At 63.3% G+C, this 23,249-nt stretch carries 25 protein-coding genes; 9 read left to right on the plus strand and 16 right to left on the minus strand.

Annotated features, from left to right (window positions below):
* Nucleotides 1-63: 63 nt before the first annotated feature.
* The gene (locus tag A7A77_RS13835) at nucleotides 64-1,794 is read right to left on the minus strand and encodes a CHASE domain-containing protein (RefSeq protein WP_245638492.1); all 1,731 of its coding nucleotides are present in this window, start codon (nucleotides 1,792-1,794) and stop codon (nucleotides 64-66) included.
* Between the two features lie 122 nt (nucleotides 1,795-1,916).
* Here A7A77_RS13835 and A7A77_RS18350 point away from each other — a divergent pair, with 122 nt between their 5' ends.
* The 3 genes from A7A77_RS18350 to A7A77_RS13850 are packed head-to-tail and all read left to right on the plus strand — an operon-like array spanning nucleotide 1,917 to nucleotide 4,081.
* Complete coding sequence (locus A7A77_RS18350; RefSeq protein WP_066559520.1) at nucleotides 1,917-2,210, plus strand: NepR family anti-sigma factor; 294 nt, start codon at nucleotides 1,917-1,919, stop codon at nucleotides 2,208-2,210.
* Nucleotides 2,210-2,851, plus strand: a complete 642-nt coding sequence (locus A7A77_RS13845; protein WP_066559528.1) for a sigma-70 family RNA polymerase sigma factor — start codon at nucleotides 2,210-2,212, stop codon at nucleotides 2,849-2,851. The genes A7A77_RS18350 and A7A77_RS13845 overlap by 1 nt, the downstream gene beginning before the upstream one ends.
* A 27-nt stretch (nucleotides 2,852-2,878) precedes the next feature.
* Nucleotides 2,879-4,081: an AI-2E family transporter gene (locus A7A77_RS13850; RefSeq protein ID WP_066559531.1), complete on the plus strand. Its 1,203-nt coding sequence runs from the start codon at nucleotides 2,879-2,881 to the stop codon at nucleotides 4,079-4,081.
* 57 nt (nucleotides 4,082-4,138) lie between these two features.
* Here the strand turns inward: A7A77_RS13850 and A7A77_RS13855 are convergent, their stop codons facing one another.
* Complete coding sequence (locus A7A77_RS13855) at nucleotides 4,139-4,759, minus strand: superoxide dismutase (RefSeq protein WP_066559696.1); 621 nt, start codon at nucleotides 4,757-4,759, stop codon at nucleotides 4,139-4,141.
* Between the two features lie 208 nt (nucleotides 4,760-4,967).
* Between A7A77_RS13855 and glmM the strand changes: the two genes are divergently transcribed.
* Genes glmM through thiD form a run of 3 tightly spaced genes read left to right on the plus strand, consistent with a single transcriptional unit; the run spans nucleotide 4,968 to nucleotide 7,251 of the window.
* Nucleotides 4,968-6,305: a phosphoglucosamine mutase gene (gene glmM / locus A7A77_RS13860; RefSeq protein ID WP_066559534.1), complete on the plus strand. Its 1,338-nt coding sequence runs from the start codon at nucleotides 4,968-4,970 to the stop codon at nucleotides 6,303-6,305.
* The gene (locus tag A7A77_RS13865) at nucleotides 6,305-6,505 is read left to right on the plus strand and encodes a DUF1272 domain-containing protein (protein ID WP_066559536.1); all 201 of its coding nucleotides are present in this window, start codon (nucleotides 6,305-6,307) and stop codon (nucleotides 6,503-6,505) included. The genes glmM and A7A77_RS13865 overlap by 1 nt, the downstream gene beginning before the upstream one ends.
* A complete protein-coding gene (gene thiD / locus A7A77_RS13870) occupies nucleotides 6,505-7,251 on the plus strand; it encodes a bifunctional hydroxymethylpyrimidine kinase/phosphomethylpyrimidine kinase (RefSeq protein ID WP_066559539.1) in 747 nt (248 codons plus the stop codon). Before A7A77_RS13865 ends, thiD begins: the two co-directional genes overlap by 1 nt.
* 3 nt (nucleotides 7,252-7,254) lie before the next feature.
* Here thiD and A7A77_RS13875 read toward each other — a convergent pair whose 3' ends face one another.
* The 4 genes from A7A77_RS13875 to sucC form a co-directional block, all read right to left on the minus strand.
* Nucleotides 7,255-8,202 carry an LOG family protein gene (locus A7A77_RS13875; protein ID WP_082836146.1) on the minus strand — a complete coding sequence of 316 codons (948 nt, stop codon included), beginning with the start codon at nucleotides 8,200-8,202 and terminating at the stop codon, nucleotides 7,255-7,257.
* Nucleotides 8,203-8,323: 121 nt separating this feature from the next.
* Nucleotides 8,324-9,253 carry an electron transfer flavoprotein subunit alpha/FixB family protein gene (locus tag A7A77_RS13880; RefSeq protein ID WP_066559542.1) on the minus strand — a complete coding sequence of 310 codons (930 nt, stop codon included), beginning with the start codon at nucleotides 9,251-9,253 and terminating at the stop codon, nucleotides 8,324-8,326.
* Complete coding sequence (locus A7A77_RS13885) at nucleotides 9,253-9,999, minus strand: electron transfer flavoprotein subunit beta/FixA family protein (protein ID WP_066559545.1); 747 nt, start codon at nucleotides 9,997-9,999, stop codon at nucleotides 9,253-9,255. Before A7A77_RS13885 ends, A7A77_RS13880 begins: the two co-directional genes overlap by 1 nt.
* A 251-nt stretch (nucleotides 10,000-10,250) precedes the next feature.
* On the minus strand, nucleotides 10,251-11,465 hold the full coding sequence (gene sucC / locus A7A77_RS13890) for an ADP-forming succinate--CoA ligase subunit beta (RefSeq protein ID WP_066559547.1): 1,215 nt from the start codon (nucleotides 11,463-11,465) through the stop codon (nucleotides 10,251-10,253).
* Between the two features lie 176 nt (nucleotides 11,466-11,641).
* Here sucC and A7A77_RS13895 point away from each other — a divergent pair, with 176 nt between their 5' ends.
* Nucleotides 11,642-12,421: a 3'(2'),5'-bisphosphate nucleotidase CysQ gene (locus tag A7A77_RS13895; protein ID WP_066559549.1), complete on the plus strand. Its 780-nt coding sequence runs from the start codon at nucleotides 11,642-11,644 to the stop codon at nucleotides 12,419-12,421.
* Nucleotides 12,422-12,467: 46 nt separating this feature from the next.
* On the opposite strand, the gene A7A77_RS13900 is transcribed toward A7A77_RS13895, so the two are convergent.
* Complete coding sequence (locus A7A77_RS13900; protein WP_066559553.1) at nucleotides 12,468-13,154, minus strand: YiaD family glycine zipper/OmpA-like lipoprotein; 687 nt, start codon at nucleotides 13,152-13,154, stop codon at nucleotides 12,468-12,470.
* 208 nt (nucleotides 13,155-13,362) lie between these two features.
* On the opposite strand from A7A77_RS13900, the gene A7A77_RS13905 reads away from it, so the two are divergent.
* Entirely contained in the window at nucleotides 13,363-14,685 is a 1,323-nt protein-coding gene (locus tag A7A77_RS13905) for a hemolysin family protein (protein ID WP_066559555.1), read from the plus strand.
* Nucleotides 14,686-14,688: 3 nt separating this feature from the next.
* Here A7A77_RS13905 and A7A77_RS13910 read toward each other — a convergent pair whose 3' ends face one another.
* Genes A7A77_RS13910 through gpmA form a run of 8 tightly spaced genes read right to left on the minus strand, consistent with a single transcriptional unit; the run spans nucleotide 14,689 to nucleotide 22,324 of the window.
* Nucleotides 14,689-15,099, minus strand: a complete 411-nt coding sequence (locus tag A7A77_RS13910) for a DUF3035 domain-containing protein (protein ID WP_066559558.1) — start codon at nucleotides 15,097-15,099, stop codon at nucleotides 14,689-14,691.
* Nucleotides 15,099-15,650, minus strand: a complete 552-nt coding sequence (gene lspA / locus A7A77_RS13915) for a signal peptidase II (protein WP_066559561.1) — start codon at nucleotides 15,648-15,650, stop codon at nucleotides 15,099-15,101. Before lspA ends, A7A77_RS13910 begins: the two co-directional genes overlap by 1 nt.
* Nucleotides 15,650-18,526, minus strand: coding sequence for an isoleucine--tRNA ligase (ileS, locus tag A7A77_RS13920; protein WP_066559565.1), 2,877 nt, complete (start codon nucleotides 18,524-18,526; stop codon nucleotides 15,650-15,652). Before ileS ends, lspA begins: the two co-directional genes overlap by 1 nt.
* Nucleotides 18,527-18,570: 44 nt before the next feature.
* Nucleotides 18,571-19,497, minus strand: coding sequence for a bifunctional riboflavin kinase/FAD synthetase (locus tag A7A77_RS13925; protein WP_066559566.1), 927 nt, complete (start codon nucleotides 19,495-19,497; stop codon nucleotides 18,571-18,573).
* A gap of 37 nt (nucleotides 19,498-19,534) precedes the next feature.
* A complete protein-coding gene (locus A7A77_RS13930) occupies nucleotides 19,535-20,041 on the minus strand; it encodes a dihydrofolate reductase (RefSeq protein ID WP_066559567.1) in 507 nt (168 codons plus the stop codon).
* Nucleotides 20,038-21,108: a 5-(carboxyamino)imidazole ribonucleotide synthase gene (locus A7A77_RS13935; RefSeq protein ID WP_066559702.1), complete on the minus strand. Its 1,071-nt coding sequence runs from the start codon at nucleotides 21,106-21,108 to the stop codon at nucleotides 20,038-20,040. The genes A7A77_RS13930 and A7A77_RS13935 overlap by 4 nt, the downstream gene beginning before the upstream one ends.
* Before the next feature lie 25 nt (nucleotides 21,109-21,133).
* On the minus strand, nucleotides 21,134-21,634 hold the full coding sequence (purE, locus tag A7A77_RS13940; protein WP_066559569.1) for a 5-(carboxyamino)imidazole ribonucleotide mutase: 501 nt from the start codon (nucleotides 21,632-21,634) through the stop codon (nucleotides 21,134-21,136).
* 3 nt (nucleotides 21,635-21,637) lie between these two features.
* Entirely contained in the window at nucleotides 21,638-22,324 is a 687-nt protein-coding gene (gene gpmA / locus A7A77_RS13945; RefSeq protein WP_066559576.1) for a 2,3-diphosphoglycerate-dependent phosphoglycerate mutase, read from the minus strand.
* Between the two features lie 195 nt (nucleotides 22,325-22,519).
* Here gpmA and A7A77_RS17530 point away from each other — a divergent pair, with 195 nt between their 5' ends.
* Nucleotides 22,520-22,654 (plus strand): entericidin A/B family lipoprotein, encoded by a 135-nt coding sequence (locus tag A7A77_RS17530; RefSeq protein WP_082836147.1) that lies wholly within the window; start codon nucleotides 22,520-22,522, stop codon nucleotides 22,652-22,654.
* 357 nt (nucleotides 22,655-23,011) lie between these two features.
* Here A7A77_RS17530 and A7A77_RS13950 read toward each other — a convergent pair whose 3' ends face one another.
* Nucleotides 23,012-23,242 (minus strand): hypothetical protein, encoded by a 231-nt coding sequence (locus tag A7A77_RS13950; RefSeq protein WP_066559578.1) that lies wholly within the window; start codon nucleotides 23,240-23,242, stop codon nucleotides 23,012-23,014.
* Between the last annotated feature and the right edge of the window lie 7 nt (nucleotides 23,243-23,249).

The raw sequence follows: 23,249 nt of genomic DNA on the forward strand, positions 1-23,249 counted from the left end.
CTTGTCGTATGGGAAACTATAAGGGGGCGCTATAAACGGCGTTCGCTCACCGCGTGCCGGCGATCAGCTATCGGTAGCAGCCGCGTTGCGCGCGCGGATCATGAATTCGCTTCGCGTGCGCACAGGGATCAGCATCGTGCAGCGAACGCCGCCCGGCTCGAACACAAGATCGACCGGATTGCGCAGTTCGTGGGCGACAATCTTCTCGATAAGTTCGGTGCCGAAACCGCGGGGGCGATCCGGCGACACAGTGGGACCACCGCTTTCGCGCCAGCGCACCCGGACGAGTTCTTCCGATACAAGATCCCATTCGATCTCCACGCGACCTTGCGGAACGCTGAGCGCGCCGAACTTCGCCGCGTTCGTGGCCAGTTCGTGGATGGCAAGGCCAAGCGACAGGGCGTCGTTCGGGGCGAGTTCGACTAACGGCCCATCCATGTCCACGGTAGCATCTCGGCCCAGCGCATAGGGGGCGACTTCGACTTCCACGACCGACCGGACCGGGGTCGTCCCCCATTCCGATTGCGTCAGCAAGTCGTGCGTTGCCGATAGCGCTCTGATTCGCCCATCCAGCGAATTCGAAAAAGTCTCGATATCTGTCGCCCGGCGGCGGGTGAGTGAAATGATCGACAGGACATTCGCCAGCGTGTTCTTGACGCGATGATTGAGTTCGCGAGTCAGCGAATTTCGGATCGCCGCCTGTTCTTCGAGGATGCCGATCACTTGCCGCGCTTCTGCGGCCTGCCGCGTCAGCAGCCATGCGATGGCAAGTGCAAGGCTGGCCACGACGAGACCGGCGAGCAGCGTGATAACGGCCACTTCGCTCAAAAGCGATGTCCTGATCGATTCGACGCGCATCGTCCATTCGCGGTTGCCGATGTTGATGCGGCGAACCAGAACTGCGCCGCCGGTCTCTCCGACGCTGATTTCGGCAAGCATGTTGTCCGGCTCAACTGCCCCGTCGAACAACTGGATATGCGCACGGTATGGCAGTTCCCCCTCAATCGCGGACCCAAGGAAATCCTGTGCGTTGAAGGGGCTGTAGACATAGCCTTTCAGGCTGCGCGCGCCACTGCGGTCGATCGCAAACACCGGCATGTAGGTAAGGAAGCCGGACATTTCGCTGCCGTCGATTTCCTGTACCAGCACGACCCGGCCAGACGTTGTCGGGCGCGAAAGTTTTTCAGCCTCCAGCATGGCGTCGCGGCGGGTAGGTTCGGAAAACATGTTGAACCCCAATGCGCGCCGGTTCCGTTCGGTCAAAGGCTGCAGGTAGGTGACGGGAACGGCATAGGCCTGGTCTGGCCGGGGCAGGGGGTGGACGGAGAAATTATCCTGCCCGGCTTCGCGCTGCGCGGTTTCGAATTGCGGAATGTCGCTGCTGTCGACGCGCGGGGCCCATCCGATGCCTTCGGCCCCGCGAAAGTTGGCGTCGAGCCGCAGCTGGCCGACGAAAGTCTGGAACAGGGCCGGGGAGATATCCGGCTGCGTGGCGATCAATGCCGCGCCTGAGCGCAAGTAAGCGGCATTGGCGTTGGCCCGCCGTTCCAGTGCCGATCCGGCGGCAGTGGCGATCTGGGCCAGTTCGTTACGCCGTGCTTCACGCTGCGATTTCTCGATTGCCCAGACACCGGTTGCGGTCAGCGCTGCGATAGCAACGAAGATGCCGATCGGCAGGGCGCGGGGATAGCGTGCGAAATAACGCAGCACGCGCCCCAGTCTCGGGTCGGCGCGCCGTCCGCGCCGCTCCTTCAGTTGGGCTTCCCTGCCAGCCGGTGTGTCGGTTCTGTTCACGCCCCGCCCCTGCTCATCAACCTGTTTGTGCGTCCGCAAGCGATCGGGACGGATCGGAATGGCTGGAGGCAAAGTGCAAAATGATGCTCGTTCGTAATATCTGCTAACGCCGGGAACCATCCGTGGCGCGTTTCGTTCCCTTCTTCGTGCAAGGTATTATTTTCAAGCGCCAGCGTGCTCTTGCCGCGGGACCGGCAAACGAGACGATTGGCTGGCAAGGGGTCGCGGTGCTCGCATCGGCTGATAGGCGAATGAGGGACGTGAAGAAAAAAGACGAAGATACGCAGCGCCCGAAGAAAACGGGCAAGCGCCCTGAATGGGCGGCCGGCCTCCGGCAACTTTACGATTCGGTCGTCGAGGAGCCTTTGCCCGACAGCTTCAGTGACCTTCTCTCGAAGCTCGATTCGGACGACTGATGACCGCGAGCACCCAGCGCAGGGACGATGCGCCCGCCGCCACGGCGTCTGACGAGGCTGTGCGCAACCATGATTTCAAGAAAGAGCTGACCGACGTCATTCCGCATCTGCGCGCCTTTGCGCGCGGCCTGTGCGGGCGGCCGGATCTGGCCGACGATCTGGTGCAGGAAGCGTTGATGAAGGCATGGGCAGCACAGGAGCGCTTCCAGCCCGGAACGTCGATGCGCGCCTGGACTTTCGTGATCCTGCGCAACGCATATCTTACCGATATGCGCCGCAACCGCTTCCGCGCTGACTACGACGAGACGGTGGCGGAACGTATCCTGACGGCTCCCGCATCGCAGGAAGGGCCGCTGCACTTGTCTGACATGCACCGCGCCCTGCTGACCCTTCCGCCGGAACGGCGCGAGGCGTTGTTGCTCGTCGGTGCCGGTGGCTTCAGTTACGAGGAAGCGGCCGAAATCTGCGGCTGTGCGGTCGGCACGATCAAAAGCCGCGTGGGCCGCGCCCGCGCCGCTCTTTCCTCGATGCTGGAAGATGGCGATATCCCGCAACGTTCGGTAGAAGACGTGCAGGCCCATGGTGCAATCATGGGTGAACTGGACGATATGGCGGAGCCGCAGCTCAATACCGGGCGATAGGCGCAGGGCCAAAAGGGGCGCAGCGTCGTGGACGACGAAGAGGGGCAGACAGAACACCGACCAGAGCTGGCGGAAAGCCGGCTTGAACGCCTGACCGGTGATGCATCCGCGCCGCCGGCGGGCAAGCCCGGATTTGCCGATCTCGACATGGGGCGGCTGGCATCGGCCCTTTTGCTGATGATCGGCATCGGCCTGTTCCTTGCCCTGCCGTTTGTCCTCTCGATCGGTTCGATCGTCTTCCTGCCACTTGTTACAGCACTGGTGCTTACGATCATCCTGTCGCCTCTGGCCGATTGGCTGGGGCGGTCCGGGATGCCCAATATCCTCGCCTCGTTCCTGTCCATGATCGTCTTCATCGGCGTGGTGGTTCTGGCCGTCGCGGCGATCGTTCAGCCCGCCGTGGTCATGTTCGACCGCGTTCCCGAAATGGTATCCTCCATCAACACGACTTTCGGCCAGCTGCGCGGGCAGTTCGACTGGCTGAACGACCTCAATCGCCAGTTCGCGCAGCTTGCAGGTCAGAAGGAGGGGCGCGAAGTCATCGTCGCCACACCCTCGGTCGTTGAGCGGGTCGCGCTGGCGACACCGACTTTCGTGCTGGAAACCCTGCTTACCCTGCTGATGGCATTCTTCATGATAGAGGCGCGGGTGCGCATGCGTCGCCGCCTCTTGCTGGAGCGGGCTGAATTCGGCGCCTCGCTACGCGCCGCCCGCGCTTTGCGCGAAGTGCAGGACAGGGTGGCGAGCTACATCCTCACCGTCGGCCTCATCAACCTTGGCGTCGGGATCTTCGCCGCGCTAGGGGCATGGGCGCTTGGCATGGACGCGCCGATCATGTGGGGCGGGCTGGCCGCGATCCTCAATTTCCTGCCTTACCTCGGCCCGCTGGCGATGACGGCGATCCTTGTCCTTGTCGGGCTGGGCGGTGCGGAATCGATTGTCGTCGGCCTGATTCCCGCCGCAGCCTATCTCGCACTTCACGCGGTAGAGGCGAATGCCGTGACCCCTGCGATCCTGGGGGCACGCTTCACCGTCAATCCGGTCCTGATCCTGCTGGCCATCAGCTATTTCACATGGATCTGGGGCGTGCTCGGCGCGGTACTCTCGATGCCGATCCTGATCACCCTGCTCGCCCTGTTCGAGCATCTGGGCCATCCGAACATCATCGGCTTCCTGTTCGGGGAACCCCTGTTCCTGCCACGGGATGGCCACGACGAAGCGCACGCCTGAATACGAAAAGGGCCGGGAATCGCTTCCCGGCCCTTTCGTCTTGTCTATCCTTCGCGATCAGGCGGAGGGGTACGACCAGATCGAGCCGCGGGCAAAGTTCTCTGCGGCGAAATCCCAGTTGATGTGGCCGGTCGCGACTGCCTTCAGATAGTCGGGGCGCACGTTCTTGTGATCGAGGTAGTAGGCGTGTTCCCACACGTCGAGCGTGAGGAGCGGGTTCTTGCCGCCAATGGCGAGCGTGCCCGCATCGTGCGTTTCCTCGATCGACAGCTTGCCGTCCGCGTCAGCGGCCAGCCAGACCCAGCCCGATGCGAAGTGACCGGCGCCTGCGGTCTGCAGCTTTTCGACGAGCGCATCGACCGAGCCGAAAGCAGCTTCGATCGCTGCCTTCAGGTCGCCCGAGGGGCCTTCGCTCGAAGGAGCCATCGAGTGCCAGTAGAATGCGTGGTTCCAGCTCTGCGCCGAATTGTTGAACAGGCCGGCATTGCCGGTTTCGTCAGCCTTGGCGATGATGGATTCGAGCGACGCATCGGCAAGGTCGGTGCCTTCGATGGCGGCGTTGGTCTTGTCGACGTAGGCCTTGTGATGCTTGCCGTGGTGGGTCTTCAGCGTTTCCGAACCGATCGCCGGGCTCAGCGCATCGTGGGCATAGGGCAGGTCGGGAAAGGCAATGGCCATCATTTAACTCCTTGGACGGTCTAGGTTCGTTGTCTCGCGTTCATATGTGTCAACGGATCTGTGAGGTTCAAGTTGCGGTTTCGAGTATATTTCGGGTCCGATCGTGCTTCATTCGCCTTCACCTGCAAGGAAGGCAGTGCCATGACGGGCCGGTATCGCTATTGCGCGCACGAAGCGGGCATTTGCCCAAACGAGAAGAGGACGTGACTTGGGACGCAAGTATTTCGGCACCGACGGGATCAGGGGGCGCACCAATTCCGGCAACATGACCGCGACGATGGCGATGAAGGTCGGCCAGGCGGCGGGCACGTATTTCCTGCGTGGCGGGCACAAACACCGCGTGGTGATCGGCAAGGACACCCGCCTGTCGGGCTACATGATGGAAAGCGCGATGGTGGCCGGTTTCACCAGCGTGGGGATGGACGTGGTCCTGCTGGGCCCGATGCCGACGCCCGCCGTGGCATTGCTGGCCCGTTCGATGCGCGCCGACCTCGGCGTGATGATCTCGGCCAGCCACAATCCGTTTGAGGATAACGGCATCAAGCTGTTCGGCCCCGACGGATTCAAGCTTTCGGACGAAGACGAGCTGGCGGTCGAGATGATGATCGATCAGGAACAGCTGCTCGTCCCGCCGCAGGATATCGGCCGCGCCCGCCGCATCGATGACGCGCGCGGGCGTTATATCCACGCGGTGAAGGCGTCGCTGCCCAATTCGATCAGGCTCGATGGCCTGAAGATCGTGATCGATTGCGCCAACGGTGCGGCTTATGACGTGACGCCGCCCGCCTTTTGGGAACTGGGCGCGGAAGTCATCGCGATGGGTGTTTCGCCCGACGGGCTCAACATTAACCGTGACGTCGGCTCGACCGCGGTGGACGCGATCAAGCAGCGCGTCGTGGATGAAGGGGCGGATATCGGCATAGCCCTTGACGGCGATGCGGACCGCCTCATCGTCGTGGATGAAAAAGGCAAGACCGTCGACGGGGACCAGATCATGGCGCTGATCGGCCGCGACTGGAACCGGCAGGGCCGACTGAGGGGCGGCGGCGTGGTGGCGACGGTGATGAGCAACCTCGGCCTTGAACGCTTTCTTGAAGGCGAAGGGCTGAGCCTTGTGCGCACGGCAGTTGGCGACCGTTACGTGCTGGAGGCAATGCGCGCGGGCGATTTCAACGTCGGCGGAGAGCAATCGGGCCACATGATCCTGCTCGACCATGCGACCACCGGCGACGGCACTGTCGCGGCGCTGCAAGTGCTGGCCGCGCTGGTGCAATCGGGCAAGAAGGCGAGCGAACTGCTTCACCTGTTCGATCCGGTGCCGCAGATCCTGAAGAACGTGCGCTTCTCCGGCAATCCGCTGGAAACGCCGCAAGTGAAGGATGCGATCGCGAACGGCGAAGGCGTGCTGGCAGGCAAGGGCCGCGTCGTGATCCGTAAGTCGGGCACCGAGCCGGTCGTGCGCGTCATGGCCGAAGGCGACGATGCAGGTGAGGTCGAACAGGTGGTCGACGCGATCTGCAGCGCGGTGAAGGAGGCGAGTTCCTGATGCTGGAAATGCGTCCCCGCTGCGAACGCTGTGATACAGACCTTCCGGCCGAGGCACCGGGCGCGTTCATCTGCAGCTTCGAATGCACCTATTGCGCCGAATGTGCGGAGGAACTGGACGATCTTTGCCCCAATTGCGGCGGCGAGCTGGTGGATCGGCCAACCCGGTCCAAAGCCGCGCAGGCGAAAGCGAAGAAGTGATGCAGCCGCCACGTGTGCTGGTGATTGCCGGTTCCGATTCGTCCGGCGGGGCCGGCATTCAGGCTGACATCAAGACGATCACGATGCTTGGCGGCTATGCGATGACGGCGATCACTGCGATCACCGCGCAGAACACGCTGGGCGTGCAGGCGGTGGAAGTGTTGTCGCCCGAAATGGTGGCGGCACAGGCCAGAAGCTGCATCGACGACATCGGCGTGGACGCGGTGAAGATCGGGATGCTGGGTTCGCCTGCGATCGCCCATGCCGTGGCGGATCTGCTGGAAGGATGCGGCGCTCCGGTGGTGTTCGATCCGGTGATGGTTGCGACCAGCGGATCGGTCCTTGCCGATGCCGATACGATCGCCGGCTTCGAACGGTTGATGGCGCTGGCGGCGATCACCACGCCGAATGTGCCCGAGATTGCAGCGCTAGACGGGGTTGAGGGTATGCGTGGGCGCGGCATCAGCTTTCTTGCCAAGGGCGGCGATGCGCCCGGCGAGACAGTGACCGACAGGCTCTATCGGCCCGGTAAGGAAACGTTGGAATGGTCCGCCCCGCGTATCGATACGCGGCACACGCACGGCACCGGATGCACTACGGCCAGTGCGATTGCGACCGGTCTGGCAGCAGGGCTGGATATCGTGCCTGCCGTCGAACAGGCCCGCGCCTTCGTGCGCGCCGCGCTTGAGGCCGCGCCCGGTTTCGGTGCCGGACACGGCCCTCTCGGGCATCACGCCTTGCGCTGAACCTCAGGCTATCGCTGCCGCCGGCTTTAGCTTGTAGAACTTCACAATCCGTTCCCACGCTTCGTCGGCGGTATCGACGATGCGGAACAATTTCAGGTCCTCGTGGCTGATCACACCTTCGTCCGCCAGCGCTTCGAAATTGACGATCTTTTCCCAGAATTCACGTCCGAACAGGAAGATCGGGATCGGCTTCATCTTGCCGGTCTGGACAAGGGTCAGCGTTTCGAAAAATTCGTCGAACGTGCCGAACCCGCCGGGGAACACCGCGAGCGCGCGGGCGCGCATCAGGAAGTGCATCTTGCGCAGCGCGAAATAGTGGAACTGCAGCGACAGGCGCGGTGTCACGTATTCGTTCGGCGCCTGTTCGTGCGGCAGCACGATGTTGAGCCCGACAGATTCCGCACCGGCTTCATGTGCGCCGCGATTGGCCGCTTCCATGATAGAGGGGCCGCCGCCGGAGCAGACGACGAACTGGCGCTCGCCATTTTCCACAATGGCAGCCGCACTGGCCATGTAGGCAAGGCGCCGTGCTTCCTCGTAATACTTCGTCTTGGCGACAAGGCGTTCGATCACCGCCCGCCCGCGCGGATCGCTGTCGGCCTTGGCCAGCAACTGCTCGGCATGTTCGGGTGAAGGGATACGCGCGGAGCCGTAGATGACGAGCATCGAGCCGACGCCCGCTTCCTCCAGCATCGTCTCTGCCTTCAGCAGCTCTAGCTGGAAGCGGACGGGGCGCAGGTCGTCGCGCAGCAGGAAATCCGTGTCGCGAAAAGCGAGGCGATAGGCCGGGTGGCTGGTCTGCGGCGTGTGGGTTGGCGAAGCGTCGGAAAACGCGGCTTCCTGTTCGGCCTTGTAGAACTTGCGCGGGGTCAGGGCGCGGTCGGCGGGTTCGGGCTTGCCGTGCGGGCCGGGCTTGCCGGGCTCGTGCGGCGGTTCCTTGCGGTCGTTCATGTCTCTCCCGTCGGGATTGTCTTGCATTGCCTTACAGATAGGTGGCGCGAAGCGGGATAACAAAGAAAAAGGGCGGCACCGTTGCGGCACCGCCCTTTCGTGTTGCTATCGCGCAGCCGCGTCAGAGCTTTTCGGTAAGCTCCGGCACGACCTTGTAGAGGTCGGCGACGAGGCCGATGTCGGCGACCTGGAAGATCGGTGCATCCTCGTCCTTGTTGATGGCGATGATGGTTTTGCTATCCTTCATACCGGCAAGGTGCTGGATCGCGCCACTGATGCCGATGGCGATATAGACTTCCGGTGCGACGATCTTGCCGGTCTGGCCGACCTGGTAGTCGTTGGGGACATAGCCCGCGTCCACGGCAGCGCGGCTTGCGCCCACGCCTGCGCCCAGCTTGTCGGCCAACGGCATGATGACGCTTTCGAACGTCTCGCTGTCCTTCAGCGCACGGCCGCCCGACACGATGATCTTCGCGCTCGTCAGTTCCGGACGCTCGCTCTTGGCGATTTCCGCGCCGACGAAGCTCGACTTACCTGCGTCGCCGGTGCTGGCGACGTCCTCGATTGCGGCACTGCCCCCGGTCGCTTCGGCCTTGTCGAAGGCGGTGCCGCGCACGGTGACAACCAGCTTGGCATCGGTGCTTTCAACCGTGGCGATGGCGTTGCCGGCATAGATCGGACGCGTGAAGGTCTTCTCGCCCTCGACCGAGAGGATGTCGGAGATCTGCATCACGTCGAGCAGGGCTGCAACGCGCGGCGCGACGTTCTTGCCGGTGGTGGTGGCCGGGCACACGAATGCGTCATGGTGACCCATGAGGTTCACGACGAGCGGCGCGACGTTCTCTGCCAGAGCGTGGGCATAAGCGGCATCGTCGGCGAGGTGGACCTTGCCCACGCCCGCGACGGCAGCAGCCTGTTCGGCCACCGCGCGGCAGCCAGATCCTGCGACGAGGAGGTGAACTTCACCCAGCTTCGATGCGGCGGTAACGGCGGCCAGCGTAGCATCCGCCATGTTCGAATTGTCGTGTTCGACCCAGACGAGCGTCTTCATCAGGCGACTCCCATCGCTTTAAGCTTGGCAACCAGTTCATCGACATCGGCAACCTTCACGCCAGCCTGACGGACCGGCGGTTCGGAGACGTTGGTCGTTTTCAGGCGCGGGGCGATGTCGACGCCGTAATCAGCAGGTGACTTCATATCGAGCGGCTTCTTCTTCGCCTTCATGATGTTGGGCAGCGAGGCATAGCGCGGCTCGTTCAAACGCAGATCGGTCGTGACGATGGCGGGAAGCGTCAGCTTAACCGTTTCCAGACCGCCGTCGACTTCGCGGGTCACGTTGACGCTGTCGCCGTCGATCTCGACCTTCGATGCGAACGTGCCCTGCGGCAGGTCCATCAGCGCGGCCAGCATCTGGCCGGTCTGGTTGCTGTCATCGTCGATCGCCTGCTTGCCAAGGATCACGATGCCGGGTTCGACCTCTGCGGCCACGGCCTTCAGGATTTTGGCAACGGCCAGCGGTTCGACTTCGGCATCGGTCTCGATCAGGATCGCGCTGTCCGCGCCCATGGCCAGAGCGGTACGCAGCGTTTCCTGCGCCTTTGCCGGGCCAACCGAAACGGCGATGATCTCTTCGACCTTGCCCGCTTCCTTCAGCCGGATCGCTTCTTCCACCGCGATCTCGTCAAACGGGTTCATGCTCATCTTCACGTTCGACAGGTCAACACCAGACCCGTCCGCCTTCACACGAGGCTTCACGTTGTAGTCAATCACCCGCTTCACGGGCACCAGGGCTTTCATCGATCGGTCCTCTCTCTACAAGATCGGCATGCGCCGCGCCGCCGCTCGCAGTGCCTGATAGGCGGTAACTGCGTCAAGGCGTGTGAGCATGTGCGATAGTGAGGTCAAGGACGCTACGGCAAGCTGAGGTTTTTGGCAGGGTTGTACTGGTTATCGGCGATCTGGTCGGAAAATGCTCAGCCATGCCTGGCCCTCGACAGGGCAAAAAAAGGGGCCGGCACCTCGCGGCACCTGCCCCTTTCGAATCAGGTTCAGGCCGCTTCCTTGACCTGTGCCACGATCTTCTTCGCGGCATCGCCCAGATCGTCGGCGGGGACGATCGGGAGGCCAGAGTTGGCCAGGATTTCCTTGCCCTTCTCGACGTTCGTCCCTTCGAGGCGGACGACGAGGGGAACCGAGAGGTTCACTTCCTTTGCCGCCGCGACGATGCCGTCAGCAATGATGTCGCACTTCATGATGCCGCCGAAGATGTTGACGAGGATACCCTCGACAGCCGGGTCCGACAGAATGATCTTGAAGGCCGCGGTCACCTTCTCGGTCGTGGCGCCGCCGCCGACGTCGAGGAAGTTGGCCGGGAACGCGCCGTTGAGCTTGATGATATCCATCGTCGCCATGGCAAGGCCGGCGCCGTTGACCATGCAGCCGATGTTGCCGTCCAGCTTGATGTAGGCGAGGTCGTATTCGCTGGCTTCGACTTCGGCCGGGTCTTCCTCGGTCTCGTCACGCAGAGCAGCGACGTCCTTGTGACGGAACAGGGCGTTGCCGTCGAAGCTCATCTTGGTGTCGAGGACGAGCAGGTTGGCGGCCCCAGAAGAATCCGGCTTGGTTTCGACGAGCGGGTTGATTTCGAGCATTTCGCAGTCGAGCGCCATGAACGCTTCGTAGAGCTGCTTCGACAGCTTCTGCGCCTGCTTGTTGAGATCGCCGTCGAGCTTGAGGGCGAAAGCGACCGCGCGGCCGTGGTGCGGCATGAAGCCTTCCGCCGGGTCGATAGTGATCGTGGTAATCTTTTCGGGAGTCGAGTGTGCGACTTCCTCGATGTCCATGCCGCCTTCGGTCGACACGATCAGGGCGACGCGGCCCGTTGCACGATCGACGAGCATCGAGAGGTAATATTCTTCGGCGATGTCGACACCGTCGGTGACGTAGAGGCGGTTGACCTGCTTGCCGGCATCACCCGTCTGCACGGTGACGAGCGTGTTGCCGAGCATTTCCTCGGCGTCCTTCTTAACGTCGTCGAGGGTCTTGGCGAGGCGGACACCGCCCTTGGCGTCGGGGCCGAGTTCCTTGAACTTGCCCTTGCCGCGGCCACCTGCGTGGATCTGCGCTTTTACGACATAGAGCGGTCCGGGCAGCTTCTTGGCAGCTTCGACAGCTTCCTCGACAGTCAGCGCGGCATGGCCCGCCGGAATGCCCACACCGAACTTGGCGAGCAGTTCCTTCGCCTGATACTCATGGATGTTCATCGCCGATCCTCTATAAATCCGGGCCAGCGCGCCCGTTTCGCAGGTGCGTAAAGCACAGCAAGCCCCTGTTGAAAAGGCCTGCCATCGTCTACAGAATGCTGCAAGGCACACATAGCTGAACTAAATCGCAGTTTTTTCTGATTTTGCGAAGCAATTGCAATTATACTGGCGGGGCCATGCTCGATAGCGAAAGATTCGATGCCATTCTCGCCGAAGCAGGGCGAATCGCCCTGGGGCTCTGGCCGGGTATGGGTCACAAGCCCGAAAGCTGGCACAAGGGGGACGATAGTCCCGTATGCGCTGCCGATATCGCGGTGGACACATACCTTCGCGATGCATTGGGCGCGTTGCTGCCAGCGGCGGGATGGCTTTCCGAAGAGACGGTGGATGCGCCCGACCGGCTGGACGATGGGCTGATCTGGCTGGTCGATCCGATCGATGGCACACGCGATTTCCTGCGGGGGCGGACCGGTTGGGCCGTTTCGGTGGCGCTGGTCAGCGCCAATCGCCCCCTGATCGCCGGACTGATGGCGCCGGCACGCGGCGAATACTGGACGGCGCAGGCAGGGCGCGGTGCGTTTCGCAACAATCAAAGGCTCAGCGCCAGCCGACGGCAGGTGCTGGCCGGATCGCGCACGCCCGTCGATGCCTTGCCCAAAGAGGATGCCGATCTCGTCTGCGTGGACAAGCCCAACTCGATCGCTCTGCGTATCGCAATGGTTGCCGCAGACGAGGCCGACCTCGTCGCGACGCTGCGTTGGGGCTATGAATGGGACATCGGTGCTGCCGGGCTCATCGCGCGCGAAGCAGGGGCGACTGTGACCGATGCTCACGGTAATCCGCTTGCTTTCAACAAGCGGGACCCGCGCGCATTCGGCTTGCTCGTGACGTCAACCGCAATTCATGCCGAAGCGGTGGAGCGCCTAAGCGAACGGGCCAGGCGGTTGTCCGCCTGACCCGTCCGGTCTTCCGGTCCCCAAACCGGAATGTCACGATCTGCGATCAGTTTTTGGCGGCCTGGACCTCTTCCTGGCTGATCGGCATGATCTTGATCTCGACGCGGCGATTGAGCGCGCGGCCCTCTGCCGTGTCGTTGCTGGCCACGAAGTAGTTCGGGTCTTCGCCGAAGCCTTTGGTGGCAATACGTGCAGAGGCGACACCCTTGTAGATCAGGTAGTCGGCCACGGCCTTGGCGCGGCGTTCGGACAGCTGGAGGTTGTAGGCTTCCGAACCGGTGTTGTCGGTGAAGCCGTAAACGTCGATCAGGCTGTCGGGATACTGGGTGAGCGAGGCCGCGATATCGTCCAGCACCGCCTTGAACGTGGGCGAGATCGTGTAACTGTCGGTTGCAAAGGTCACGCCGTCGGGCAGGTTGACCTTGATGTAGTCGCCTTCGTCCGTGACATCCACGCCGGTACCGGCAGTCTGTTCCTTCAGTTCCTTGATCTGCTGATCCATCTTGTAGCCGACTACGCCGCCTGCGACGCCGCCGATGCCGGCACCGACGATGCGCGCGGTTTTGCCGCCGATGATGCCGCCCAGCAGGTAACCGGCTGCCGCGCCGCCGGCCGAGCCGAGAACGGTGCGCGAAACCTTCTTCTCACCCGTGTTGGGGTCGGTGACACAGGCCGAAACGCCGATCAGCGAAACGGCAGCAAGGGCAGCGGTGAAATAACGGCGTCGGGCCATCGGAGTTTTCCTTCTTCTTTTGTAATTCGCACGGACGAGGCCAAAGCCCCATGCCAGGTGTTGCAGGGTTAAACGCCCGGAGCGGGCTAGAAGTTCCGGACTGCAGTTGCATGACAGGCAATCGAGTGAAACGCCACGCGCCTTGCAGGGCCGGGCCATTTGCCGCTATCGGGTTATCCAGAAATCGCAACTGCCTAAGGCCCCGCGCTTGTCCCCCTTTCCCTGGACTGACGTTTTCATCATCGCCGGGCTGATCGTGCTCAACGGATTGTTTTCGCTCTCCGAACTGGCGATCGTCTCATCACGCTCCGCGCGCTTGCGCCAGATGGCTGAAGAGGGAAGCAAGGGCGCGAAAGTCGCGCTGTCGCTTATCGCCGACAGCGGCAAGTTCCTGTCGACCGTTCAGATCGGCATTACCCTGATCGGAATCGTCGCGGGCGCCTATTCGGGCGCGAGCCTTGGCAAGCCGGTCGGTGAGCGGCTGGTCCTGCTGGGGCTGGACCCGGACATCGCCGAAAATGCCGGCTTCGCGCTCGTCATCGTGTTGACCACCTACTTCTCGCTTGTCGCGGGTGAACTTGCACCCAAGCAGATCGCCCTGCGAGCGCGTGAACAGATCGCCGCGATTGCCGCACCGCCGATGGCGATCATGGCGAAAGTCGCCGCGCCGATTGTGTGGCTGCTCGACAAGAGCACGAGTCTGCTGCTGAGCCTTGTCGGCATGCGCAAGAGCCGCGATGCGGGAGTCACGGCGGAAGAGTTGAAGCTGATCATGTCGGAGGCAACCCGCTCGGGCGCGATCGAGGAGGCGGAGCGCACGATCATGGCCGAAGTGCTGCGGCTGGCCGATCGCCCCGTGCGCGAACTGATGACCCCGCGCACGGAAATCGACTGGATCGAACGCCGCGCCAGCGTGGAGGACATGCGCAAGGTTATCACCGCGTCGCCGCATTCGCTGCTGCCGGTGGGGCAGGGCTCGGTCGAGAATATCATCGGCGTGGTCAAGGTGCGCGAAGTGCTCGCCATCCTGCTCAAGGGGCGCAAGCCGAACCTGGTGCGCCTGATGAAGAAGGCAGAAATCATTCCCGACCAGATCGACGCGCTGGACGCGCTGCGCATCATGCGCAACGGCGATGTCGCCATGGCGCTGGTCCATGACGAATACGGACATTTCGAGGGGATCGTCTCGCCGGCGGACCTGCTGTCGGCGCTCGTCGGCCAGTTCGTGGCGCATTCCGACGATGGCGACGATCCGCTGATCGTGGAGCGTGAGGACGGGTCGTTGCTGCTGTCAGGTGCCCTGCCTGCCGATCGCATGGCCGACCGGATGGCAATCGAGTTGCCCGAAGCGCGCGAATTCGCGACGGCGGCGGGCTATGCCCTCTGGGTGCTCAAGCGTTTGCCGGTGGAGGGCGAGTATTTCCGTGAGCAAGGCTGGCGGGTAGAGATCGTCGACATGGACGGGCGCCGCATCGACAAGCTTCTCGCATCGCGAGAGAAGCCCGCACCGGCACCCGCCGAGGCTGAATGACGATCAGCCCGGAATAACGGCCCGCGCTTCGCGGCCATCGCCCGAAGGGGCGGCGATGATGTCGCGGGTGACGACACCCTTGCTGACCGTGTGCGTTTCGGCATCGCCGACGGCCGAACGGATGCCGGGATCGGCATCGCCGGCTTTCATCAGCGCGCTGGTTTCGACGCCGCTGCGTGCAGCCGATCCGCCGAACAGCGCTTCCAGAGCCTGCTGGCTGGAAGTCGGCTCCTGCGGACGCGGGGCGCCGGGCTGCGGCGGCGTCAGCGAAAAATCGGGCGGAACGGCCAGAGGAGCCTGACGCGAAACGGCCATTTCATCGGGCGCGTCGCGGTTGAAGATGTTGAGGCCCGTGCCGCAACCAGCCAGCATGGCGGACGAAGCCAGAACGAACAGGGCGGATTTCAAACGCATCACTTGGTCTCCGTGGCCGGATCGGCCTGAATATCTCTGTCGCCGTTGCCGGCGGCCTGTGCCTCCGGCTTGTCGCGTATCAGCAGCGAACGGGCAAGCAACAAAACGACGCCAGCCGTGATCGCCGCATCGGCGAGGTTGAACACGGCGAACGGCCGCCATGTCCCGAGGTGAAAGTCGGCATAGTCCACGACGAACGTGAACCGGACCCTGTCGATGATATTGCCCAGCGCGCCACCCAGCACCAGTGCCAGCGCCGCGATATCGCCCATTTTGCGCTCCCGCATCATCCACACGAGCACGCCGGTTGCGATCACGCCGGTCAGCACGAACAGCAGGATCCGGCTTTCGAGGCTGTCTGCGGTGAGCAGGCCATAGGAAATGCCGCGGTTTTCGGCATAGCGCAGATCGAAGAAGGACACGAGATCGACGACGCCGACGCGGCGCAGTTCCAACACCGAGATGACGTACCACTTCACGATCTGGTCCAACGCCATCACGACGAACGCGATGGCAAGGCCCTTCAGCCGGTTGGCGGTGAGAAAGCCCATCAGGCCGCTTCCATCCCCTCGACCACGCTTTCGCAGCGGTCGCACGGGTCGCCGTCTTCCTTCACTTCGGGAAGATGTCGCCAGCAGCGGCCGCACTTGGCCATGTCGGTGGGTTTCACGATCACGCTGTCCCCCTGCCCGCGCGTGACTGTCGCGGTGATGAACAGCTCGGCCAAGTCATTGTCGCCGAAGCCTTCGGGTACGGCGCTTGCGGGGACTTCCACTTCGGCCTGCAGGCTGGAGCGGATGGTCTTTTCGCGGCGATAGGGCTCGATCGTCTCGTTCACCTTTTCGCGCAAGTCGCGCAGGGCCGACCAGCGGGCTGCATCCGCGCCCGCAGCAGGAAATTCCGGCCATTCGAGCATGTGGACGCTTTCGCTATCGGGATAGCGCGACTGCCACACTTCCTCTGACGTGAAGACCAGCACCGGCGCTGCATAGCGGACCAGTGCGTGGAATAGCGTGTCGAGGACGGTGCGATACGCGCGGCGGCCCGTATCGGTCGGCGCGTCGCAGTAGAGCATGTCCTTGCGGATATCGAAGAAGAACGCGGACAGGTCCTCGTTGCAGAAATCCGACAGCGCGCGGGTATAGGTGTTGAAGTCGAAATCGTCGACGCAGGTCTTCAGCTTCGCATCCAGATCGCCCAACAGCGAAAGGACATAACGCTCCAGCTCCGGCATTTCGGCAACCGGCAGACGCTCCGCCTCGGTAAAGCCGTCCAGCGCGCCAAGCAGGTAGCGGAAGGTGTTGCGCAGCTTGCGATAGTTGTCGGCAACGCCCTTCAGGATTTCGGGGCCGATGCGGTGATCCTCGGTATAGTCGACCGACAGCGCCCAGAGACGGATGATGTCCGCGCCGTAATCGCGCATCGTGTCGAGCGGGCTGATCGTGTTGCCCTTCGACTTCGACATCTTCTCGCCCTTGCCGTCCATGGTGAAGCCATGGGTCAGCACAGCCTTGTAAGGCGCGCGGCCACGCGTGCCGCAGGATTCGAGCAGCGAAGACTGGAACCAGCCGCGATGCTGGTCGCTGCCTTCGAGATAGAGATCGGCCGGCCATGAAAGTTCGGGCCAGCGATCCGATTCCAGCACGAAGGCATGGGTCGAGCCGGAATCGAACCAGACGTCGAGGATGTCGGTGATCCGCTCGTAATCGTCGAGGTTGTAGTCGGGGCCGAGGATGGAGGCTGCATATTCCTCGTCCCAGCCATCCACGCCGTTTTCACGGATCGAGGCGACGATGCGCGCGTTGACCGCTTCGTCGACAAGGTACTGGCCGCTCTTCCTGTCCACGAACAGCGTGATCGGCACGCCCCATGCGCGCTGACGGGAGAGGACCCAATCGGGGCGGCCTTCGACCATCGATCCGATGCGGTTGCGGCCCTTGGCAGGCACAAAACGGGTATCCTCGATCGCCTTCATCGCGGCTTCGCGCAGGGTGACGGCAGGTTCTTTCGCGCCGCCCTCGTTGTCCCACCGCTGTTCGGCGGGAGTTTCGGGCAGAAGGACCATGCCGGGCTTGTCCATCGGCACGAACCACTGCGGCGTGCAGCGAAAGATGACCTTCGCCTTCGAACGCCAGCTATGTGGATAAGAATGTTTATAATCGGTGGATGCGCTGAGGAGAGCGCCTGCCTCGCGCAAGTCCGAGCAGACGGGGCCTTCGGGCGCGTTGAACTTCGGGTGGATAACCGACATCGAACGTTCGTCGGTGCGCGGCAACCAGAGCCAGTCCTCGCGGTAGCGGCCATCGCCCTCGACCACGAACTTGGGTTCGATGCCGTGGGCCTTGCACAAGTCGAAGTCGTCCTCGCCATGATCGGGCGCCATGTGGACGAGGCCGGTGCCGGAATCGGTGGTGACGAAATCACCGGGCAGCAGCGGACGCGGCGCGGCGTAGAACCCGTCGAGCTTGTGCATCGGGTGGCGGGCGACGGTGCCGGCGAGGTCGGAGCCTTTGATGTTGTGCCTTGGCATCTGCTCGATGCCGCCGTCCTCATCTGGGTGGCGATAGGTGAGTCCGGTTCTAGCCATGAACTGATCGACCAAATCGAGCGCGATAAGATAGCGCTTTCCGTCATCAGCCTTGATGTGCTGGTAATAGACCTCCGGCCCATACGCGAGCGCCTGGTTCACCGGAATCGTCCATGGCGTTGTCGTCCAGATCACGGCGTGCGCGCCGACCAGTTCGGGGATCGGCGATTCCACGATCTCGAACGCCACGTCGATCTGCGTCGAGGTGATGTCCTCGTACTCGACCTCGGCCTCGGCCAGCGCGGTCTTTTCGACCGGCGACCACATGACAGGCTTCGCGCCGCGATAGAGCTGGCCGCTTTCCGCAAACTTCAGCAGTTCGGCAACGATCGTCGCCTCGCTCTCGAACTGCATCGTCAGGTACGGATTGTCCCAGTCACCGTTGATGCCAAGCCGCTTCAGCTGCTCGCGCTGGGTATCGACCCAGTGCTGCGCATAGGCGCGGCATTCGGCGCGGAATTCCTTGGCCGGAACCTCGTCCTTGTTTTTCTTCTTCTTGCGGTACTGCTCTTCCACCTTCCACTCGATCGGAAGGCCGTGGCAGTCCCAGCCCGGAACGTAGGGCGCGTTCTTGCCCAGCAGGCTTTGCGTGCGGACGACCATGTCCTTCAGCACGTGGTTCAGCGCGTGGCCGATGTGCATGTCGCCGTTCGCATACGGCGGGCCGTCGTGTAGGATGAAAGTCTCGCGCCCTGCGCGCGCCTTGCGCAGCTTCGCGTAGAGGTCAATCTCCTGCCAGCGCGCCAGAATGCCCGGCTCCTTCTGGGGGAGGCCGGCCTTCATGGGGAAATCGGTCTTCGGCAGGAAAACCGTGTCTTTGTAATCGCGCTTCTCGGTCATGACCGGCGCACCTAGAACAAAGCGGCGCGCGGATAAAGCATGTCTTACGCGCCGAGCAGCGCGCGCGCGCGTTCGCAATCCTTGTCCATCTGCGCGATCAGCGCGTCGAGACCGTCGAACTTCACTTCACCGCGCAGGTAGTGGTGGAACGCGACCTCGATCTCCTGCCCGTAGAGATCTTCGGAAAAGTCGAAGAAATGCGGCTCCAGCAATTCCTTGGGCGGGTCGAACGTGGGGCGGATGCCCAGATTGGCCGCGCCCTTCAGTATGCGCCCGTCGGGCAAGTGGCCGGTAACGGCGTAGATGCCGTACCTGGGCCGGATATAGGTGCCGAGATCGATATTGGCGGTCGGATAGCCGATGGTGCGGCCCACCTTGTCGCCATGCTGGACGATCCCGCGAATCGCGAAGGGGCGGGTCAGCAGGCGCGCAGCCTCTTGCGGATCGCCGTTCCACAATGCCTCGCGGATGCGGCTGGAGGAAACGACCTCGCCATCCTCGGTGATCGGCGAAATCGCCTCTACCGTCATGCCGATTTCACTGCCGAGCCGTGCCAGCATCGCTGTGTTGCCGCGTTTGCCTTCGCCGAATGTGAAGTCGCTGCCGGTGACGACCGCGGCGATGTGAAGCTGGTTTACCAGCAATTCGCGCACGAAGTCTTCCGCGCTTGTCCTGGCAAGGGCATCGCCGAACTCGAAAACGAGCATCGCATCCGCGCCCAGACCGGCAAACAGCTCTGCGCGCTGGTCCAGCGAAGTCAGTCGGAACGGCGGCGTGTCGGGCCGGAAATGGCGAACCGGATGCGGATCGAAGGTGGCGACGATGACGGGGTGGCCCTGCGCACGGGCCAGTTCGACCGCACGGCCGATAACGGCCTGATGCCCTTCGTGCACGCCGTCGAAGTTCCCGAGGGCAAGCGCGGCCCCCCGCAGGTTTTCGGGGACGGGTTCGTGGGAGAAAAGCCGTTTCATTGCTGTGCGTGCATCTATGCCGACGTTGGCCGGCGGCTCAACCCCGGCGGCGCAAGGTGACAAAACTGAAGGCGGGGTGCTTGCCATCCTCGGCATGATCTTCGCGTGCGATTTCTTCCCATTCGTCAGGCGGGATCACGGGCATGGCGACGTCGCCATCGTAATCGCGGTGGATCTCGGTCAGCTCGATCCGGCGCGCGCGTGCCAGCGCTTCGCCAAAAACAGCCGCGCCGCCGATCACCGCGATGCGCGAGCCGTTGGCCTTTGCGATCGCCTGGTCGAGGCTGCTGGCGGCTTCCACGTTGTCGTCATCGCCATCGCCCGGCGTCCAGTCCGGATCGGAAGTCAGCACGACATGACGGCGGCCCGGCAGCGTGCCCGGCAGCGATTCGAAAGTCTTGCGCCCCATGATCATCGGTGCGCCCATCGTCAGCCGCTTGAAATGGGCAAGGTCCGCCGGAATGTGCCAGGGAAGCCGTCCGTTCGCGCCGATCGTGCCGTTGGCGGCGCGGGCGACGACGATGAACAGTTCCGGCCCCTTCATTCCGTGCCCTCTTGCAGGACAAGGCGCGTGACATGCCCCATCTTGCGCCCTTCGCGCGCTTCGCCCTTGCCATAAAGGTGCAAGTGGGCGGCCGGGTCGTTCAGGATGGGCAGGGCTTCCTCCGCCGTGGTTCCGATCAGGTTTTCCATCACTGCACCGGGAACGCGCAAACCGCAATCGCCAAGCGGCAATCCGCAGATGGCGCGCACGTGATTTTCGAACTGGCTGGTGATCGCGCCCTCGATTGTCCAGTGTCCGGAGTTGTGGACACGCGGGGCCATCTCGTTGAAAACAGGGCCTTCCGCAGTGGCAAAGAATTCCAGCGTCAGCACGCCGACATAGTCGAGCGCCTCTGCCACTTTCGCGGCAAGGCGGCGCGCGGCGGGAACCTGCGATGCCACTGTCGCTCCGCCCGGCACGGTGGAGCGGACAAGGATGCCGCCTTCGTGCACGTTGGCCGCGCTATCCCAGAAACGGATGTGCCCATCGAGCGCGCGGACGAGGATGACCGAGAATTCCGCCTCGAACTCCACGAAACCTTCGTAGAGCATCGGGATGGGCGGCACGCACATCTCGTTCGCGTCCTCGGGCTGGCGGATGCGCCACTGTCCCTTGCCGTCGTAACCGTCGCGGCGGGTCTTGAGGATGCCCGGCGCGCCGATCTTTTCGATCGCGGCCTGCAAACCGGCTTCGTCGTTCAGTTCGAAATACGGGGCCGTGCTACCGCCCAGTTCGGTGGCGAAGTCTTTTTCCGCGCGCCGGTCCTGCGCGATTTCCAGCGCGCGGGCATTGGCACGCAGCGGCACGTCGCCAAGCGCGGCGAGCGGAGCGACGGGCACGTTCTCGAACTCGTAGGTGACGACATCGCAGGCCGCACCGAATGCGGCCAGCGCGTCCTTGTCCTCGTAAGAGGCGCATGTGAATTCGGCTGAGACTTCAGCGGCCACGCTCTCCTGCTCCGGCGCGTAGATGTGGCAGCGATAGCCCAACTGGGCCGCTGCCATGGCCATCATCCGGCCAAGCTGGCCGCCGCCCAGAATGCCGATCGTGGCCCCCGGTGCGATCACCGGCACTTTGCCCCCGTTCGGCATGTCAGGCTTCGTCCGTCGGACGCTCTGCCACGCTTGCGCTTTGCGCGGCGCGCCATGCCTTCAGCCGTTCGGCCAGTGCCTCGTCACTTGTGGCGAGGATCGCGGCGGCGAGCAGGCCGGCGTTCTTCGCGCCCGCATCGCCGATGGCCAGCGTGCCGACCGGAACGCCGCCCGGCATCTGCACGATGGAAAGCAGCGAATCCTTCCCCGACAGCGCCTTCGATTTCACCGGCACGCCCAGCACCGGCAAGTGCGTCATCGATGCGACCATGCCCGGCAAGTGCGCCGCGCCGCCCGCGCCCGCGATCACCACCTTGAAGCCTTCGTCAGCGGCACCCTTTGCGAAATCGAACATGCGTTCCGGCGTGCGGTGGGCCGAAACGATGCGGCAGTCGCTTTGAACGCCCAGCGCTTCCAGCACTTCGGCGGCGTGGCGCATGGTCGGCCAGTCGGACTGGCTGCCCATCACGATTGCGACCGGGGGTGCGGCGGGTGCGGTCATGGCTCAGGCCTCGGAAAGGTAGTAGCGTTCGCCCGAAGGCTCGCCGCCCTCGAACGGATAGACGATCGGCTGGCCGGTCGGAATCTCCAGCCCGGTGATATCGTCATCGGAAATGCCCGACAGGTGCTTCACCAGCGCGCGCAGGGAATTGCCGTGGGCCGAGACGATCACCGTCTTGCCGCTGGCCAGCACCGGCCGGATGTTCGCGGTGTAGTAGGGCAGCACGCGCTCGATCGTGTCCTTCAGGCTTTCGGTCTGCGGCACATCGATGCCGGCATAACGCGCATCGGACGACAGGTCGAATTCGCTGCCGCGGTCGAGGACCGGCGGCGGAATGTCGAAACTGCGACGCCAGATGTGCACCTGCTCGTCGCCGTGCTTGTCGCGGGTTTCCTGCTTGTCGAGACCGGTCAGCCCGCCATAGTGGCGTTCGTTAAGGCGCCAGTCCTTCGTTTCGGGAATCCACAGGCGGCATGCGGCGCGCAGCGCGATGTGCAGCGTGCGGATCGCGCGCGTCTGGTAGGAGGTGAAGGCGACATCGGGCAGCATGCCCTTTGCGGCCATCAGCTCGCCCGCAGCCTTGGCCTCGGCCTCGCCCTTTTCGGTGAGGTCGACGTCCCACCAGCCGGTGAAGCGGTTTTCCAGGTTCCACTGCGACTGGCCGTGGCGGACGAGGATGAGATTGGGCACGCGATGCTCCGCTGTCGTTCAGGAGCAATGGCCCCTAGCGGCAGGGCGCGGTTTTGAAAAGGGGAGTGGGCGTCGACGCACCCGTTGCGTCCGTCATGCCGAACGACCCCGGTCAGGAACTAGCGGTTTCATGGTGCGTTACGAACGGGTTACAGGCAGCCGGATACAGGCAAGCCGCATCATCGGAGAGAACACATGAAGAAGATCCTGACAGCGCTTGCCGTGGGCGGCAGCATCCTCGTCCTTTCGGCCTGCAACACGGTCAAGGGTATGGGCGAAGACATTGAATCCGTTGGCGAGTGTGCGGACGGTGTGGAAGGCAACTGCTGACGCACGGCTCGACAAGCAGCCACGAAGCAGGCTGAAAAGAAACAGGCGCCGCCCGATAAGGGTTGGCGCCTTTTTCTTGTTCGGTCCTGCGGTCCGGATCGCAGGTGACAAAGGTGACACCCTGTCACCCGGCACGAAACCTGTGAAAGGCGCAGAAACGCTGGGCTGGCCGCACCCGCATGGCAGGTGACAGGTTGCGAGGGGTTCGACGATGACAAAGAGCGGCGTGCAGGATGACGCCGCTCTATCGTGTAGGACAGTGAAATCGGCCGATGCCGCCCCGCACCGAGTTATGCGATTTGGCGGCAGCGAGCCTGTTCGCAGGCCGTGATCACATCCGGTCAGTTTTTCAGCGCGTCAGTTCGCGGCGTGGGCCGGTTCGTCGGTGGCGGTCGGCTCGGCCACGATTTCGCGGGCGTTCTCCCGCTTCAGCTTTTCCGCAGTCACGCGCTTTGCCTGATCGGCAAGGCCGCGCCATGTCTTTTCGGCCCGCAGATTGCGCTCTCGCACGTTCTGGAGTGTTGCCTGCTTGGCTTCGATCGCAGCCTCCCGGGCGCGGGCATCGTAAAACTCGAAGGTCTGGCTCATCGGCTGC

The sequence above is a fragment of the Croceicoccus bisphenolivorans genome (genome assembly GCF_001634625.1).
Taxonomy (GTDB): Bacteria; Pseudomonadota; Alphaproteobacteria; order Sphingomonadales; family Sphingomonadaceae; genus Croceicoccus; species Croceicoccus bisphenolivorans.

Excerpts from the sequence above, each read along its gene's own strand:
- A7A77_RS13845 (WP_066559528.1), top strand. The coding sequence starts at position 2,210 with ATGACCGCGAGCACCCAGCGCAGGGACGATGCGCCCGCCGCCACGGCG.
- A7A77_RS13855 (WP_066559696.1), bottom strand. The coding sequence starts at position 4,759 with ATGGCCATTGCCTTTCCCGACCTGCCCTATGCCCACGATGCGCTGAGC.
- A7A77_RS13865 (WP_066559536.1), top strand. The coding sequence starts at position 6,305 with ATGCTGGAAATGCGTCCCCGCTGCGAACGCTGTGATACAGACCTTCCG.
- thiD (WP_066559539.1), top strand. The coding sequence starts at position 6,505 with ATGCAGCCGCCACGTGTGCTGGTGATTGCCGGTTCCGATTCGTCCGGC.
- A7A77_RS13875 (WP_082836146.1), bottom strand. The coding sequence starts at position 8,202 with ATGAACGACCGCAAGGAACCGCCGCACGAGCCCGGCAAGCCCGGCCCG.
- A7A77_RS13880 (WP_066559542.1), bottom strand. The coding sequence starts at position 9,253 with ATGAAGACGCTCGTCTGGGTCGAACACGACAATTCGAACATGGCGGAT.
- A7A77_RS13885 (WP_066559545.1), bottom strand. The coding sequence starts at position 9,999 with ATGAAAGCCCTGGTGCCCGTGAAGCGGGTGATTGACTACAACGTGAAG.
- sucC (WP_066559547.1), bottom strand. The coding sequence starts at position 11,465 with ATGAACATCCATGAGTATCAGGCGAAGGAACTGCTCGCCAAGTTCGGT.
- A7A77_RS13895 (WP_066559549.1), top strand. The coding sequence starts at position 11,642 with ATGCTCGATAGCGAAAGATTCGATGCCATTCTCGCCGAAGCAGGGCGA.
- A7A77_RS13900 (WP_066559553.1), bottom strand. The coding sequence starts at position 13,154 with ATGGCCCGACGCCGTTATTTCACCGCTGCCCTTGCTGCCGTTTCGCTG.
- A7A77_RS13910 (WP_066559558.1), bottom strand. The coding sequence starts at position 15,099 with ATGCGTTTGAAATCCGCCCTGTTCGTTCTGGCTTCGTCCGCCATGCTG.
- lspA (WP_066559561.1), bottom strand. The coding sequence starts at position 15,650 with ATGGGCTTTCTCACCGCCAACCGGCTGAAGGGCCTTGCCATCGCGTTC.
- ileS (WP_066559565.1), bottom strand. The coding sequence starts at position 18,526 with ATGACCGAGAAGCGCGATTACAAAGACACGGTTTTCCTGCCGAAGACC.
- A7A77_RS13925 (WP_066559566.1), bottom strand. The coding sequence starts at position 19,497 with ATGAAACGGCTTTTCTCCCACGAACCCGTCCCCGAAAACCTGCGGGGG.
- A7A77_RS13930 (WP_066559567.1), bottom strand. The coding sequence starts at position 20,041 with ATGAAGGGGCCGGAACTGTTCATCGTCGTCGCCCGCGCCGCCAACGGC.
- purE (WP_066559569.1), bottom strand. The coding sequence starts at position 21,634 with ATGACCGCACCCGCCGCACCCCCGGTCGCAATCGTGATGGGCAGCCAG.
- A7A77_RS17530 (WP_082836147.1), top strand. The coding sequence starts at position 22,520 with ATGAAGAAGATCCTGACAGCGCTTGCCGTGGGCGGCAGCATCCTCGTC.
- A7A77_RS13950 (WP_066559578.1), bottom strand. The coding sequence starts at position 23,242 with ATGAGCCAGACCTTCGAGTTTTACGATGCCCGCGCCCGGGAGGCTGCG.